Source organism: Mycolicibacterium madagascariense, assembly GCF_010729665.1.
In the GTDB taxonomy this organism is placed as follows: Bacteria; Actinomycetota; Actinomycetes; order Mycobacteriales; family Mycobacteriaceae; genus Mycobacterium; species Mycobacterium madagascariense.
The window spans coordinates 4,863,738-4,877,735 of record NZ_AP022610.1; the positions used below are offsets into that span (position 1 = coordinate 4,863,738).

Here is a 13,998-nt window from a genome sequence, read left to right on the forward strand (position 1 = left end):
GGGCGGGCCGTCACGACTACCGGTTTATCTGGGTCACCGGGTGCGTGTAGGGCAGGTCCTCCGCGGGCAGCGGGAACGTCAGGTCGCCGAACGGCGACAGTGCGCCCGTGCGGTCGGCAGCAAGCTCGCTGACGGGGTGGTCGTCTTCGCCGCTGGCGGGCCAGCCGTTGTCGACGTAGTGGTTCTTCTGCGGTTTCTTGTCAGCCACGCCTCACATTGTGGCAGGCGCTGGCCTGGGATGCATACGACGACCTGGCCTAGGCTGGTAGGCAATGTCCGAATCCGCTCCCGTCGTGCCGCTGGGCGCATGGCTGGCCGAGCTGACCGACGAGCAACTCGTCCGACTCCTCGAGCTTCGGCCCGACCTCGCCCAGCCCCCGCCGGGGTCGGTCGCCGCGCTGGCCGCCAGGGCGCAGTCCCGGCAATCGGTGAAGGCTGCGACGGACGGGCTCGACTATCCCGCCCTGGTGGTGCTCGACGCGCTGCTGGTGTTGCGGGCGGACGGCGGCGGCGTCCCGCTGGGCAAGCTGACGGCGCTGATCGGCGAGCGCGCCGGTGGCGACGACGTGACGGCCGCCATCGACGAACTGCGGGACCGCGCCCTGATCTGGGGCGACGCGGCGCTGCGGGTGGTGCCCGAGGCGGCGGTCGGGCTGCCCTGGCACCCCGGGCAGGTGACCCTCGAGACGGACGGGCTCGACGCCGATCGCATCGCCGAACTCCTCGAGACCGTCGACGACGCGCAGCGCGAACTGCTCGAGCGACTCGTCGACGGGTCCCCGATCGGCCGTACCCGCGACGCGGCGCCGGGGACCCCGCCCGATCGCCCGGTACAGCGGCTGCTCGCAGCCGGCCTGTTGCGACAGGTCGACGCGGACACGGTGATCCTGCCGCGACTGGTCGGTCAGGTCATGCGCGGCGAGGCGCCGGGACCCGTCGGACTGACCCCGCCCGACCCCAAGGTGACCGAGACCTCCGTCGCCGACGTCGACGCCGCTGCGGCCGGCTCGGCGATGGATCTGCTGCGCGAGGTCGACGTCGTGCTCGAGACGCTCTCCACGGCGCCGATCCCCGAGCTGCGCAACGGCGGTCTCGGCGTGCGTGAACTCAAGCGACTGGCGAAGGGCACCGGGGTCGACGAGGATCGCCTGGCCCTCATACTCGAGGTGGCCTCCGTCGCGGGATTGATCGCCGCGGGCATCCCCGAGCCCGATCCGCTCGACGGCGCCGGACCCCACTGGGCGCCGACGCTGGCCGCCGACCGGTTCATCGAGTCACCGACCGCGGCGCGGTGGCAGCTGGTCGCGTCGGCCTGGCTCGACCTGCCCGCCAGGCCCAGCCTGGTCGGCGAACGCGGCCCCGACGGCAAACCCTATGCGGCACTGTCGGATTCGCTCTATTCCACTGCGGCGCCCCTGGACCGCAGACTGTTGCTCGCCATGCTGGCCGATCTGCCGCCGGGGACCAGCGTCGACGCCGCGGGAGCGTCACGGGCGATGACGTGGCGGCGGCCGCGATGGGCGGCGCGGCTGCAGCCCAAGCCGGTCTCCGACCTGCTCGCCGAGGCGCACGCCGTCGGCGTGATCGGCCGCGGCGCGATCACCACTCCCGCGCGGCTGATGTTGGACCAGGCCACCGAAGACGACGTCGTCGCGGCGATGACCAAGGTGGTGCCCGCGCCCATCGACCACTTCCTCCTGCAGGCCGATCTCACCGTCGTGGTGCCCGGACCGCTGGATCGTGCTCTGGCCGAACAACTTTCGGCCGTTGCGACGGTGGAGTCGGCGGGTGCGGCGATGGTGTACCGCATCAGTGAGCAGTCGATCCGCCGGGCCCTGGACACCGGCATGAGCGCCAGCGAGCTGCATGCGCTCTTCACGAAGCACTCGAAGACGCCGGTGCCGCAGGGGTTGACGTATCTGATCGACGACGTGGCTCGCCGACACGGCCAGTTGCGGGTCGGAATGGCGGCGTCCTTCGTCCGCTGCGAGGATCCCGCGCTGCTGGCGCAGGCGATCTCGGCACCCGCGATGGATCGGCTGGAGGTGCGGTCGCTCGCCCCGACCGTGGCGGTGTCGATGGCGCCGATCAACGAGGTGCTCGCCGCACTGCGCACCGCGGGTTTCGCCCCCGCCGCCGAGGACTCGTCGGGCACCATCGTCGACATCCGCTCGCGCGGGGCCAGGGTGCCGACGCCCGGCCGCCGGCGGGGCTACCGTCCGCCCCAGGGGCCGTCGACCCAGACGCTCGGCGCCATCGTCGCCGTACTGCGCAAGGTGGCGAGCGCTCCGAACGACGGCAACCGGCTCGACCCCGCCGAGGCGATGGCACAGCTGCACGACGCGGCCCACCGTCAGGAGTCGGTGGTGATCGGCTACGTCGACCCCGCGGGGGTCGCCACCCAGCGCGTGGTGGCGCCGATCAACGTCCGCGGCGGGCAGCTGACCGCCTACGATCCGGCCGCGGGCCGGGTGCGGGACTTCGCGATCCACCGCGTGACGTCGGTCGTGTCGGCCGAACCGGGATAATGGGTGGAATGACGTTCACAGCGAGAAGCGGGGACCCGGTATGACCGACGGCCCTCTGATCGTGCAGTCCGACAAGACCGTGCTGCTCGAAGTCGACCACGAGCTCGCGGGTGCGGCGCGGGCGGCGATCGCTCCCTTCGCCGAACTCGAACGCGCGCCCGAGCACATCCACACCTACCGCATCACGCCCCTGGCGCTATGGAACGCGCGGGCCGCGGGGCACGACGCCGAGCAGGTCGTCGACGCCCTGGTGTCGTTCTCGCGCTACTCGGTGCCGCAGCCGCTGCTGGTGGACATCGTCGACACCATGGCGCGCTACGGTCGCCTGCAATTGGTGAAGAGCCCCGTGCACGGTCTGGTGCTGGTGAGCCTGGACCGCGCGGTGCTCGAAGAAGTGCTGCGCAACAAGAAGATCGCCCCCATGCTGGGCGCCCGCATCGACGACGACACGATCATCGTGCACGCCAGCGAGCGGGGCCACATCAAGCAGATGCTGCTCAAGATCGGTTGGCCCGCCGAGGATCTCGCCGGTTACGTCGACGGCGAGGCGCACCCCATCTCCCTCGCGCAGGACGGCTGGGAGCTGCGCGACTATCAGGAGATGGCCGCCGACTCCTTCTGGGCGGGTGGGTCCGGCGTGGTCGTGCTGCCCTGCGGCGCGGGCAAGACGATCGTCGGCGCCGCCGCCATGGCCAAGGCCGGCGCGACGACGCTGATCCTGGTCACCAACACCGTGGCGGGCAGGCAGTGGAAGCGGGAGTTGATCGCGCGCACGTCGCTCACCGAGGACGAGATCGGCGAGTACTCCGGCGAGCGCAAGGAGGTTCGCCCGGTCACCATCGCGACTTACCAGGTGATCACCCGCCGGACCAAGGGCGAGTACAAGCATCTGGAGCTGTTCGACAGCCGCGACTGGGGGCTCATCATCTACGACGAGGTGCACCTGTTGCCCGCCCCCGTCTTTCGCATGACGGCGGACCTGCAGTCGCGGCGCCGACTCGGCCTGACCGCCACGCTGATCCGCGAGGACGGGCGCGAGGGTGACGTGTTCAGCCTCATCGGGCCGAAGCGCTACGACGCGCCGTGGAAGGACATCGAGGCGCAGGGGTGGATCGCGCCCGCGGAGTGCATCGAGGTCCGCGTCACGATGACCGAGAACGAGCGGATGCTCTACGCGACGGCCGAACCGGAGGAGCGCTACAAGCTGTGCTCCACGGCGCACACCAAGGTCGCGGTCGTGAAGTCGATCCTGGACCGCCATCCCGGCGAACCCACCCTGGTGATTGGCGCCTACCTCGATCAGCTCGACGAATTGGGCCGCGAACTCGACGCCCCGGTGATCCAGGGGTCGACCAAGACCGCCGAGCGCGAGACGCTGTTCCAGGCGTTCCGCACCGGCGAGATCCGCACGCTGGTGGTGTCCAAGGTCGCCAACTTCTCCATCGATCTCCCGGAAGCCAGTGTGGCCGTTCAGGTTTCGGGCACCTTCGGGTCCCGTCAGGAAGAGGCCCAGCGGCTGGGCCGACTGCTGCGCCCCAAGGCCGACGGTGGCGGTGCGATCTTCTACTCGGTGGTGTCGCGCGACAGCCTCGACGCCGAGTACGCCGCCCACCGGCAGCGCTTCCTCGCCGAGCAGGGGTACGGCTACGTCATCAAGGACGCCGACGATCTGCTCGGCCCGGCCGTATGACGGTACGGCGGGTCGTGCCGAACCTGGTGGTCGACGATCTCGAACGGACGCGCGACGCGTACGTCGAGACACTGGGCTTGACCGAGGTGATGAACCACGGCTGGATCGTCACCCTGGCCGACGCCGACCGCCGTCACCAAATCAGTTTGATGACAACCGATCTCACCGCCCCGGTCGATCCCGACGTGTCGGTCGAGGTCGACGACGTCGACGCCGCCCACGCGGCGGCGGTGGCGGCCGGTCTGCGCATCGTGCATTCGCTGCGCGACGAGGAGTGGGGCGTCCGGCGGTTCTTCTTCGAAGACCCGGCGGGCAACGTGGTCAACGTGCTCGGCCATCGCTCCTGATCACAAGCCCAGCACCGTCATCAGCAACACCACCGTGCCGGTCAGACCCTGCTGATCGGTGACGCCGACCGCGAACGTCCTGGCAGCCGAGAACAACGTGGACGTGGTGGTCGAGAAGTTCACCGAACGCAACAGCGACTGATACTGCGCTGCCGTGGCCGTGCCACTGAGGGTGAGCACCCCCGTGGCGGCGTTGTAGCTGCCGGTGATCCCGTTGGCCGGGGTGAAGGTGAGCGCGTCACTCGACCCCTTACCGGCGGTGATCGACACCGTGGCCCCGGACATGAAGGTCGAGGAGTCGGCCACGCCGAACCCTGGGTCGAGCGGCGTCGGACCGGACCCCGTCGTGTAGACCAGCGCACTGACCAACGTCGTCGACACGACCGGAGCCGTGTTGGCCACCACCGTGACGGCCAACGGCACTGAGATACTCTGCGCCCCAGAGCCGTCGGTCACCGCCATGGTCACCGTGCGCAATCCGACCAAGCCCGCTGAGGTAGTGGCGAACGTGACCGAGCGGAGCGCCGTCTGGTACTGGTCGACGGTTCCGGTGCCGGTCAGCGTGAGGACGCCCGTGGTGGCGTCGTAGGTGCCGGTGATGGAACTGCCCGATGGTGGGGTGAATGCCAGCGTGTCGCCGGACTGCTTGGTGATCCCCAACGAGATCGTCGCACCCGTCAGGGTGTTGGAGTCCTCGAGGATGGTCACCGCGCCGTCGAGCACTGCCGGTGAATTCCCCGCCGTGTACGGAACGGGATTGGCCAGGGAACTGACGACGACCGGTGCCACGTTGATCGGCAACGATGCGACGGCCACGGTCAACGGCAGCGAAACGCTCGATGCGCCGTCGAAGTCGGTCACCACCATCGACACGGTCTTCAGGGCTGCGATCGCCGAGGAGTTCGTCGCGAACGCCACCGAGCGCAGCGCCTGCTGATAGTTCGCGACCGTGGCGGCACCGCTCAGTGTCAGGACGCCCGTGCTCGAGTCGTAGGTCCCGCTGATGCCGTTGCCCTGGGTGAAGCTCAGGGTGTCACCCGCAGCGAACCCGCCCGTGATCGAGACCTGGGCGCCCGAGAGGAACGTCGAGTCGAGGTCGGTCACCGTCACCGACGGGTCCAACTGCACCGGAGCGGAACCAGCCGTGTACGGCACCGCCGACAGCAGTGACGTGGCGACCAGGGGCGGGACGTCGACGGGCAGCGCCAGCACCGTTACCGCCACGGTGCCGGGGATGCTGGCGGCCGTGCCGTCGGTGACCACTACCGACACCGCCTTGATCGCCGCGAGTGCCGAAGCGGTCGTGGCGAACGTGACCGAGCGCAGCGCCTGCTGGTACTGCGCGGCCGAGGCCACGCCCGTCAGCGTCAGAACGCCGGTACCTGCGTCGTAGACGCCACCGATGCCGTCGATCGTCGAATAGTTCAGCGAGTCCGTGCCCGGCACATAGCCGATAGCGATGGAGACGGTCGCGCCTGCCAGCGTCGGTGAGTCGATGTCGACCACGGTCATGCCCGGGTCGAGGGCCACGGCCGCGCCGCCGGCCGTGTACGTGAGAGCACCGGACGTCACCACGAGGGGCGGGACGTTCGTCGCGGCGGGCGGCGCGGCGGCGGTCACCACGATCGTGCCCGGGGTGCCGGTCGCGCCGTCGGTGATGACCGCCATCGACACCGTCTTCACCCCGGCCGTGGCGGTCGAGGCGAACGTGACCGACCGTAGAGCCGTCTGATAGTCCGCTATTGACGCGTCTCCGGTGAGGGTAAGGGTGCCGGTGGCGTCATCAAAGGATGACGACAACGGACCCGTGTATCCCAAGGTGTCCACCCCGGCGGTGTACCCGGCACCGATCGTCACCGTCGCGCCGGTCGCCAGTGTCGAATCGACATCAGCGACAACCACGTTGGAGTCTAGGACCACCGGGGTCCCGTTTCCGGTGTACAACGTGGCCGGGGTCGTCAACACCACCGACGGCAGGCCCGTGGACACGGGCGGGGCGGCCACCGTCACCACGATCGTGCCCGGCGTGCCGGCCGCGCCGTCGGTGATCACCGACATCGAGACCGTCTTGACCCCGACGGTCGCGGTGGACGCGAACGTGACGGACCGCAACGCCGCCTGGTAGTCCGCGACCGAGGCGTCGCCGGTGAGGGTGAGGGTGCCGGTGGCGTCATCAAAGGATGACGACAACGGACCCGTGTATCCCAGGGTGTCCACCCCCGCGGTGTAGCCTGTGGTCACCTTGACCGTGGCGCTCGTCGCCTGCGTCGAATCGACATCAGCGACAATCACGTTCGAGTCCAGCACCACCGGCGTGCCGTTCCCGACGTACAGCGTGGCCGGGGACGTGAGGACCACCGACGGCAGACCGGTCGACACGGGCGGGGCGGCGACGGTCACCGCGATGATCCCCGGCGTGCCCGTCGCCCCGTCGGTGATCACCGCCATCGACACCGTCTTGACCCCGACGGTCGCGGTGGAGGCGAACGTGACCGACCGCAATGCCGCCTGATAGTCCGCGACCGAGGCATCACCGGACAACGTCAACGTCCCGGTGGCGTCATCAAAGGATGACGACAACGGACCCGTGTATCCCAGCGTGTCCACCCCCGCGGCGTAGCCCGTGGTCACCTTGACCGTGGCGCTCGTCGCCTGCGTCGAATCGACGTCCGCCACAACCACGTTGGAGTCCAGCACCACCGGCGTTCCGTTGCCGGTGTACAGCGTGGCTGGGGACGTGAGGACCACCGACGGCAGGCCGGTCGACGCGGGCGGTGCGGCGACGGTCACCACGATCGTGCCCGGGGTGCCGGTCGTGCCGTCGGTAACCACCGCCATCGACACCGTCTTGACCCCGACGGTCGCGGTCGACGCGAACGTCACCGACCGCAGGGCCGCTTGGTAATCCGCGACCGAGGCGTCACCGGTGAGGGTGAGGGTGCCGGTGGCGTCATCGAAGGATGACGACAACGGACCGGTGTACGCCAGCGTGTCCACCCCGGCGGTGTACCCGACGCCGATCGTCACCGTCGCACCAGTGGCCTGCGTCGAATCGACATCGGCGACAATCACATTCGAGTCCAGGACCACCGGCGTTCCATTCCCGGTGTAGAGCGTGGCTGGGGTCGTGAGGACCACCGACGGCAGGCCGGTCGACGCGGGCGGTGCGGCGACGGTCACCACGATCGTGCCCGGCGTGCCGGTCGCGCCGTCGGTGATGACCGACATGGACACGGTCTTCACGCCGGCCATGGCGGTCGACGCGAAGGTCACCGACCGCAGGGCCGCTTGGTAATCCGCGACCGAGGCGTCGCCGGTGAGGGTGAGGGTGCCGGTGGCGTTATCAAAGGATGACGACAACGGACCGGTGTATCCCAACGTGTCCACCCCGGCGGTGTACCCGGCGCCGATCTGCACCGTCGCGCCGGTAGCTTGCGTCGAATCGACATCGGCGACAACCACATTGGAGTCCAGGACGACCGGCGTGCCGTTACCGGTGTACAACGTGGCCGGGGTCGTCAACACCACCGAGGGCAGACCCACCGGCGGCAGCGCCGCCACCGTCAACGCAATGACCCCCGGCGTTCCCACCGTGCCGTCGGTGACCACCGACATCGACACCGTCTTCACGCCAACGGTCGCGGTCGAGGCGAACGTCACCGACCGCAACGCCGCCTGGTAATCCGCTATTGACGCGTCTCCGGTGAGGGTGAGGGTGCCGGTGGCGTCATCAAAGGATGACGACAACGGACCCGTGTATCCCAACGTGTCCACCCCGGCCGAGTAGCCAACGCCGATCGTCACCGTCGCACCAGTGGCCTGCGTCGAATCGACATCCGCCACAATCACGTTCGAGTCCAGCACCACCGGCGTCCCGTTCCCGGTGTAGAGCGTGGCCGGGGACGTCAACACCACCGACGGCAGGCCGGTGGCCGGGGGCAGCGCCGCCACCGTCACTGCAATGATCCCCGGCGTCCCCACCGTGCCGTCGGTGATCACCGACATGGACACCGTCTTGACCCCGACGGTCGCGGTCGAGGCGAACGTCACCGACCGCAATGCCGCTTGGTAATCCGCGACCGAGGCGTCACCGGTGAGGGTGAGGGTGCCGGTGGCGTCATCAAAGGATGACGACAACCGACCCGTGTATCCCAACGTGTCCACCCCCGCGGTGTACCCGGCGCCGATCTGCACCGTCGCGCCGGTGGCCTGCGTCGAATCGACATCGGCGACAATCACATTGGAGTCCAGCACGACCGGCGTCCCGTTCCCGGTGTAGAGCGTGGCCGGGGTCGTCAACACCACCGAGGGCAGACCCACCGGGGGCAACGCCGCCACCGTCACTGCAATGACCCCCGGCGTCCCCACCGTGCCGTCCGTGGTCACCGCCATCGACACCGTCTTGACCCCGACGGTCGCGGTGGAGGCGAACGTCACGGACCGCAGGGCCGCTTGGTAATCCGCGACCGAGGCGGCGCCGGTGAGGGTGAGGGTGCCGGTGGCGTCATCAAAGGATGACGACAACGGACCCGTGTATCCCAAGGTGTCCACCCCCGCGGTGTAGCCGGCACCGATCGTCACCGTCGCGCCGGTGGCTTGCGTCGAATCGACATCGGCGACAATCACATTCGAATCCAGCACCACTGGCGTGCCGTTGCCGGTGTAGAGCTTGACCGGGGACGCCAACACCACCGACGGGACATTCACCGGCACGCCCGCCATCACCACGGCCACCAGACCGGGCAGGCTGTCGACGCCGTCGGCGGTCACGACGATGGAAGCGGTCCGCGCCCCGACGAGGTCTGCCGCGGTCGAGGTGAACGTCACCGACCGCAGCGCCGCCTGATATTGCGCCACCGTGGCCGTCCCGGACAGCGTCAGAGTTCCGGTCGCGGCGTCGAAGCTGCCCGTGACCGGACCGCCCGCCGACGAGTATCCGAGTGAATCGGTCAGCGCGTCGTAGCCGACGCTGATGCTCACCTTGGCGCCCGACAGCTGAGCCGAGTCGACGTCGACGACGGTCACCGCGGGGTCCAGCGGCTTCGGCCCACCCGTCGACGGATACACCAGCGGCCCCGACGTCAGCACGACCGACGGGATGCTCCCGCCGACGACCGATCCGGCGACGACGACGTTCACCGTCTTGACCACGGTGTCGGGCTGGGCGAGTCCGACCGCCAGCGCCACCGAGTGGAAGAACTGCTCGACGGCGCCGAGGACGCCGCGCAGGTGGGCGCCGCCGGAGTCGTCGATCGCGACCTGGAACGAGTCGGTGAGCCCCGTCGCGGGAACGGTCACGGTCGGCGTGTAGGTGTAGGTGCCGTCGGCGGCCAGCCCGACGGTGCCGAAAGCACCCTGGCGGGTGACGGTGGCGGTGAGCGGGTCGCCGTTCGGGTCGCTGGCGTTGAGCTTGCCGGTGACGACGCCGGCGAGGGTCTGCCCGGTCTGAATGGGCGCGGCGATGGGGCTGCGGTTGAAGAACGTGTGGACGATCTCGCGTCGCACCCAGGCCAGGACCGTCCATAGGACGGGCATCTGTGCGGGCGCCGTGGGACTCGGCGCCAGAAACGGCGCCAGCAGGGCGCCGACGAAGCTAGAGAACGCGCCGGCAACCGAGCCGGGTGTCGCCAGCAGTGCCGCGCCGGGTGCGGCGGGAGTCAGCGTTGGCGCCACGGGCGCACTCGCCGCGTGGGCACTCAGCACGTGGACACTCGCCGCGTTGGCGGTGACCGCCGGGGCCTCGAGATGTGCGGACGACGTCGACTCGGTACCGCTGACGGTCGAGTCGGCAACCGGTGCAGTGGTTTTGGGCGCCTTGGCCTTCTTGGGCTTGGCGCTCGAGCGGGTCGAACCGCCAGCATGACTCGGCGTGGACGTCGAAGACGATGTTGGCGCGTCCGACGCCTGCGGCTCGGAGGGTTTGTCGGACACCGGAATCGGCGACGGATCGGTCGCGGGGTCGGACGCCTCGATCGGGGCCGTTGCCGAGGTCGTGGAGTGGTCGTCGGACGAGGGCGCCGCGTCGCTGGACGAGGGCGCCGTCTCGCCGGCGAGGGTGCCATGGGTGGAGGTGTGCGCGCCACCCGAGCTGCTCACGTGCGTCTTCGGCGTGCGCCGCCCGCCCGTGCCGGAAGTGGTCGAGGCAGAAGCGCCGGGCGTCGAGGTGGTCGTCGATGGTCCGACCGACGGCTGCGGGGACGTGTGCTCGCCACTGTCACCGGTGGACGTCGGACCGGCGTCGGCGTCGGACTCGGTGGCGGCGTGGGCCATTCCGGGAGCGGTGGCCACGGCGATTCCCACGCCCAGTGACACGGCGAGCGCGCCCACCCGGCCCACGTATCTGGCGTAGCTCGTCGACGCCGCGATCGCATGCCTGGGGCGACCGGACTGTGCCGCGGCGTCGAATGACAGCGGGAACGCTCTCCCGCTGCGCCCGACGCGGTGCCTCGATGTGTTTGCAGACATGTGCTCGACTCCGGTGTCTCTTGCGCGCGCGCTCAGTGACGACCTCGCTCAGTGGCCTGCTCGCAGTCGTCTGGATTTGGTGGTTGGAGGCCTGTCAGCGACGCTTGTACGTGGTCGCTCCCGCTGCTCCCTCAGCGTCGTCCGAGGCTCCGTCGTGGTTGCTGAGCGTGGTTGTGTTTCGTCAGCTTCGCGAGCGTAGACAGCCCTGGCTCCGCGACCGCGACATTTCCGTCAACGTCACCGGCCGGTTGTTGCAAGCGCAACTACCGTGCAAACTAGGTACTTGCTGAGCGTCACCTGAAAGCTGGTCAACCCGCTTTTGACGCTAGCGACAGTTAATGTCGCCGCCGGCATTTTCGTTGGTGAACGAAGTGCGCCCATGTCGCCACCCACCGACGACGAGCACCCCGCCCGTGACGACGACAGCCTGACGGAGGACGTCTTGAAGGTTGTGCTGTGGCGCGATCGGCAGTCGGCCCCGACGGCGCGGAGTCGATGCGCTCAGCTAAGCGCAGGAATGACCTCGCGCTCGAACAGTTCGAGGGAGGAACGGTCGTAGGCGGCGTCGGGGAAGTACATGATGGCGTAGTCGCATCCCAGTTTGCGCAGCCGGGTCAGTCGCTCGATCACCTGCTCGGGTGTTCCCGTGGCCGAGTCGGGCGACGTCGCGTTCGACAGCATGGCCTCCACCGCCTGCGGGTCGGCCTTCGATTGCTGTCGCGCCCGGATCTGCTCCACGCGGTCGGACACCTCGGCCTCGGACGTCCCCACGATCGCGTTGAAGTTCGCCGATCGCACGATGGCGCCGTAATCGGTGCCGACGTCGGCGCAGTGCCCCTCGAGCACCGCGGACTTGTGCCGGAAACCGTCGGGCTCGGACGTGAAGTTGGTGTACTGCGCGTACTTGGCGGCGATCTTGAGCGTGACCTTCTCGCCGCCACCGGCGATCCACAGCGGAATACCGTTCTCCTGCAACGGCTTCGGCTCGACGATGGCGCCGTCGACCTGGTAGTGCTTGCCGTCTAGGCTCACGATCCCGTCGCGCCAGGCGTCACGCATGATCTGCACGCCCTCGTCCAGGCGGGCCAGCCGCACCCCCGCCGACGGGAATCCGTAACCGTAGGCGCGCCATTCGTGTTCGTACCACCCGCCGCCAATGCCCATCTGCACCCGGCCGCCGGAGATGATGTCCACCGTCGCAGCAACTTTCGCCAGGTATGCCGGATTGCGGTAGCTCATCGCCGTGCACATCTGGCCCAGCTTGATGCGCGACGTCGTCGCGGCGTAGGCCGACATCAGCGTCCAGGCCTCGTGGGTGGCCTCACGGGTGGGCACCGGAACGGTGTGGAAGTGGTCGTACACCCACAGCGAGTCCCAGGGTCCGGCGTCGGCGTGGGCGGCGAGATCCCGCATGACCTCCCACTGACTCGCGGTGGGGATGTCTATCAGGTCCAGCCGCCAACCCTGGGGTATGAAGAGCCCGAAGCGCATGCGTGCGACTCTAGGCGACGCGACCGCACCAGAACCTGTCGTTGGGCGGTGCATCACCGTAGTGTCGAAGCTGGAGTAACCGTGCTCGCGGCCGCCGGGTACCGGCCGGGCCGCCGAGTGCGAGCGTTGCCGTCGCCTCCGGGGTGACGCTCGGCGACGTTGCCCGTGCTGGTCGAGCGGGCTCTGCGCGGCCCGACCCCGGTGCGGACCCGAATGACGCAAGGGGTGAAACGGTGAATGGAAAGATGTGCGAACGCCAGCGTCACCGCGGGGGCCATGGAGAGGAAACGGGCACGTGAAGGAACGCTACGAACGACTGGCGGCCGCGTTCGTCACGCTGGCCGACACCCTGGTCGCCGACTATGACGTCGTCGAGTTGGCGCAGCAGCTGATCGACAGCTCGATGTCGCTCCTGCCCATCAAGGCCGCGGGCATCCTGCTCGGCGACGCCAAGGGCGAGCTGCACGTCTTCGCCTCCAGCAGCGAGCAATCCAGGTTGCTCGAGCTCCTGCAGGTGGAGGCCGACGTCGGACCGTGTCTGGACGCCTACCGCAGCGGGGTCGCGGTGCTCGCCGACGATCTCGTCGAACACACCGCGCAGTGGCCGGCGTTCGTGGAGCGTGCCGGAGAGTACGAATTCCGGGCGGTCGCCGCTTTGCCCCTGCGGCTGCGGACCGAACGGGTCGGTGCCCTGAACCTGTTCCTCGACACGGAGGGTCCACTGGCGAACGAGGATCTCGCGGTGGGCCAGGCGCTTGCCGACGTCGCGACGATCGGCATCCTGCACCAGCGGGTGCTCTCGAGATCCGAGGTCGTCAACCAGCAATTGCAGACGGCGTTGAACACCCGGCTGATCATCGAGCAGGCCAAGGGCGTGCTGGCCGAACGCGGTGCCGTCGACATGGACCGCGCCTTCAATCTCCTGCGTTCCCATGCCCGTAGGACCAACCGGCGGCTCGCCGATCTGGCTCGCGACGTGGTCGACGGCGCCGATACGACGGCGGTGCTCAGCGCGGCTGCGGAGTAGCCCCATCTCACCCATCTCACCTCAGCCGCCGTCACACCGGGGCCGCTCGATCACGCGTCGGGCCTCCCCGGCCATGACGTTGCTGCACGGGCTTACCGCGCTGCCGGTCCTCGAATGGATGGACGTGCCCGTTCTGGGATTGGCTCGAGACGGCACGATCGTGTTCGCCAACTGGGCGTTCGCGGACATGTTGGGGCACACCCCGGAGCTCGTGCTGACCCTGACCTATCCCGAGATCTTTGGGCCCGTCACCGACGGGCGATCACCCATCGCCGCGATGCAGGACAACGCCGATCACGTCGTGCAGCTGGCGCACCTCGACGGCACGGCCGTGCAGGCCAAGGTCGGCGGCACCCTGGTGGTCGCCGAGGACGAGTTGGCGTTGACGTCGTTCGACGACATCACCGAGCAGTTCTGGGTCGAGGAGCTCTAGGAGCGCCCAACGCAAAA

The 13,998-nt window shown here is 69.0% G+C and carries 9 protein-coding genes; 6 read left to right on the forward strand and 3 right to left on the reverse strand.

Annotation, left to right across the window (positions count from 1 at the left end; translation table 11 throughout):
• Window positions 1-16 precede the first annotated feature (16 nt).
• Window positions 17-208: a hypothetical protein gene (locus tag G6N60_RS22975; RefSeq protein WP_179969730.1), complete on the reverse strand. Its 192-nt coding sequence runs from the start codon at window positions 206-208 to the stop codon at window positions 17-19.
• Window positions 209-272: 64 nt separating this feature from the next.
• Between G6N60_RS22975 and G6N60_RS22980 the strand changes: the two genes are divergently transcribed.
• Genes G6N60_RS22980 through G6N60_RS22990 form a run of 3 tightly spaced genes read left to right on the forward strand, consistent with a single transcriptional unit; the run spans window position 273 to window position 4,565 of the window.
• The gene (locus tag G6N60_RS22980; RefSeq protein WP_163741571.1) at window positions 273-2,528 is read left to right on the forward strand and encodes a helicase-associated domain-containing protein; all 2,256 of its coding nucleotides are present in this window, start codon (window positions 273-275) and stop codon (window positions 2,526-2,528) included.
• Between the two features lie 40 nt (window positions 2,529-2,568).
• A complete protein-coding gene (locus G6N60_RS22985) occupies window positions 2,569-4,218 on the forward strand; it encodes a DNA repair helicase XPB (protein ID WP_163741573.1) in 1,650 nt (549 codons plus the stop codon).
• Window positions 4,215-4,565, forward strand: a complete 351-nt coding sequence (locus G6N60_RS22990) for a VOC family protein (RefSeq protein WP_163741575.1) — start codon at window positions 4,215-4,217, stop codon at window positions 4,563-4,565. The genes G6N60_RS22985 and G6N60_RS22990 overlap by 4 nt, the downstream gene beginning before the upstream one ends.
• On the opposite strand, the gene G6N60_RS22995 is transcribed toward G6N60_RS22990, so the two are convergent.
• Window positions 4,566-10,268, reverse strand: a complete 5,703-nt coding sequence (locus G6N60_RS22995; RefSeq protein WP_163741577.1) for a beta strand repeat-containing protein — start codon at window positions 10,266-10,268, stop codon at window positions 4,566-4,568. It lies immediately after the preceding gene.
• A 166-nt stretch (window positions 10,269-10,434) separates the two neighbouring features.
• Between G6N60_RS22995 and G6N60_RS23000 the strand changes: the two genes are divergently transcribed.
• Window positions 10,435-10,914, forward strand: coding sequence for a hypothetical protein (locus G6N60_RS23000; RefSeq protein WP_163741579.1), 480 nt, complete (start codon window positions 10,435-10,437; stop codon window positions 10,912-10,914).
• Between the two features lie 617 nt (window positions 10,915-11,531).
• On the opposite strand, the gene G6N60_RS23005 is transcribed toward G6N60_RS23000, so the two are convergent.
• The gene (locus G6N60_RS23005; RefSeq protein WP_163741581.1) at window positions 11,532-12,521 is read right to left on the reverse strand and encodes an LLM class F420-dependent oxidoreductase; all 990 of its coding nucleotides are present in this window, start codon (window positions 12,519-12,521) and stop codon (window positions 11,532-11,534) included.
• Between the two features lie 295 nt (window positions 12,522-12,816).
• Between G6N60_RS23005 and G6N60_RS23010 the strand changes: the two genes are divergently transcribed.
• Both G6N60_RS23010 and G6N60_RS23015 read left to right on the forward strand, forming a co-directional pair.
• Window positions 12,817-13,548, forward strand: a complete 732-nt coding sequence (locus G6N60_RS23010; RefSeq protein WP_163741583.1) for a GAF and ANTAR domain-containing protein — start codon at window positions 12,817-12,819, stop codon at window positions 13,546-13,548.
• Window positions 13,549-13,621: 73 nt separating this feature from the next.
• Window positions 13,622-13,981, forward strand: a complete 360-nt coding sequence (locus G6N60_RS23015; protein ID WP_163741585.1) for a nitrogen regulation protein NR(II) — start codon at window positions 13,622-13,624, stop codon at window positions 13,979-13,981.
• The last annotated feature ends 17 nt before the right edge of the window (window positions 13,982-13,998 follow it).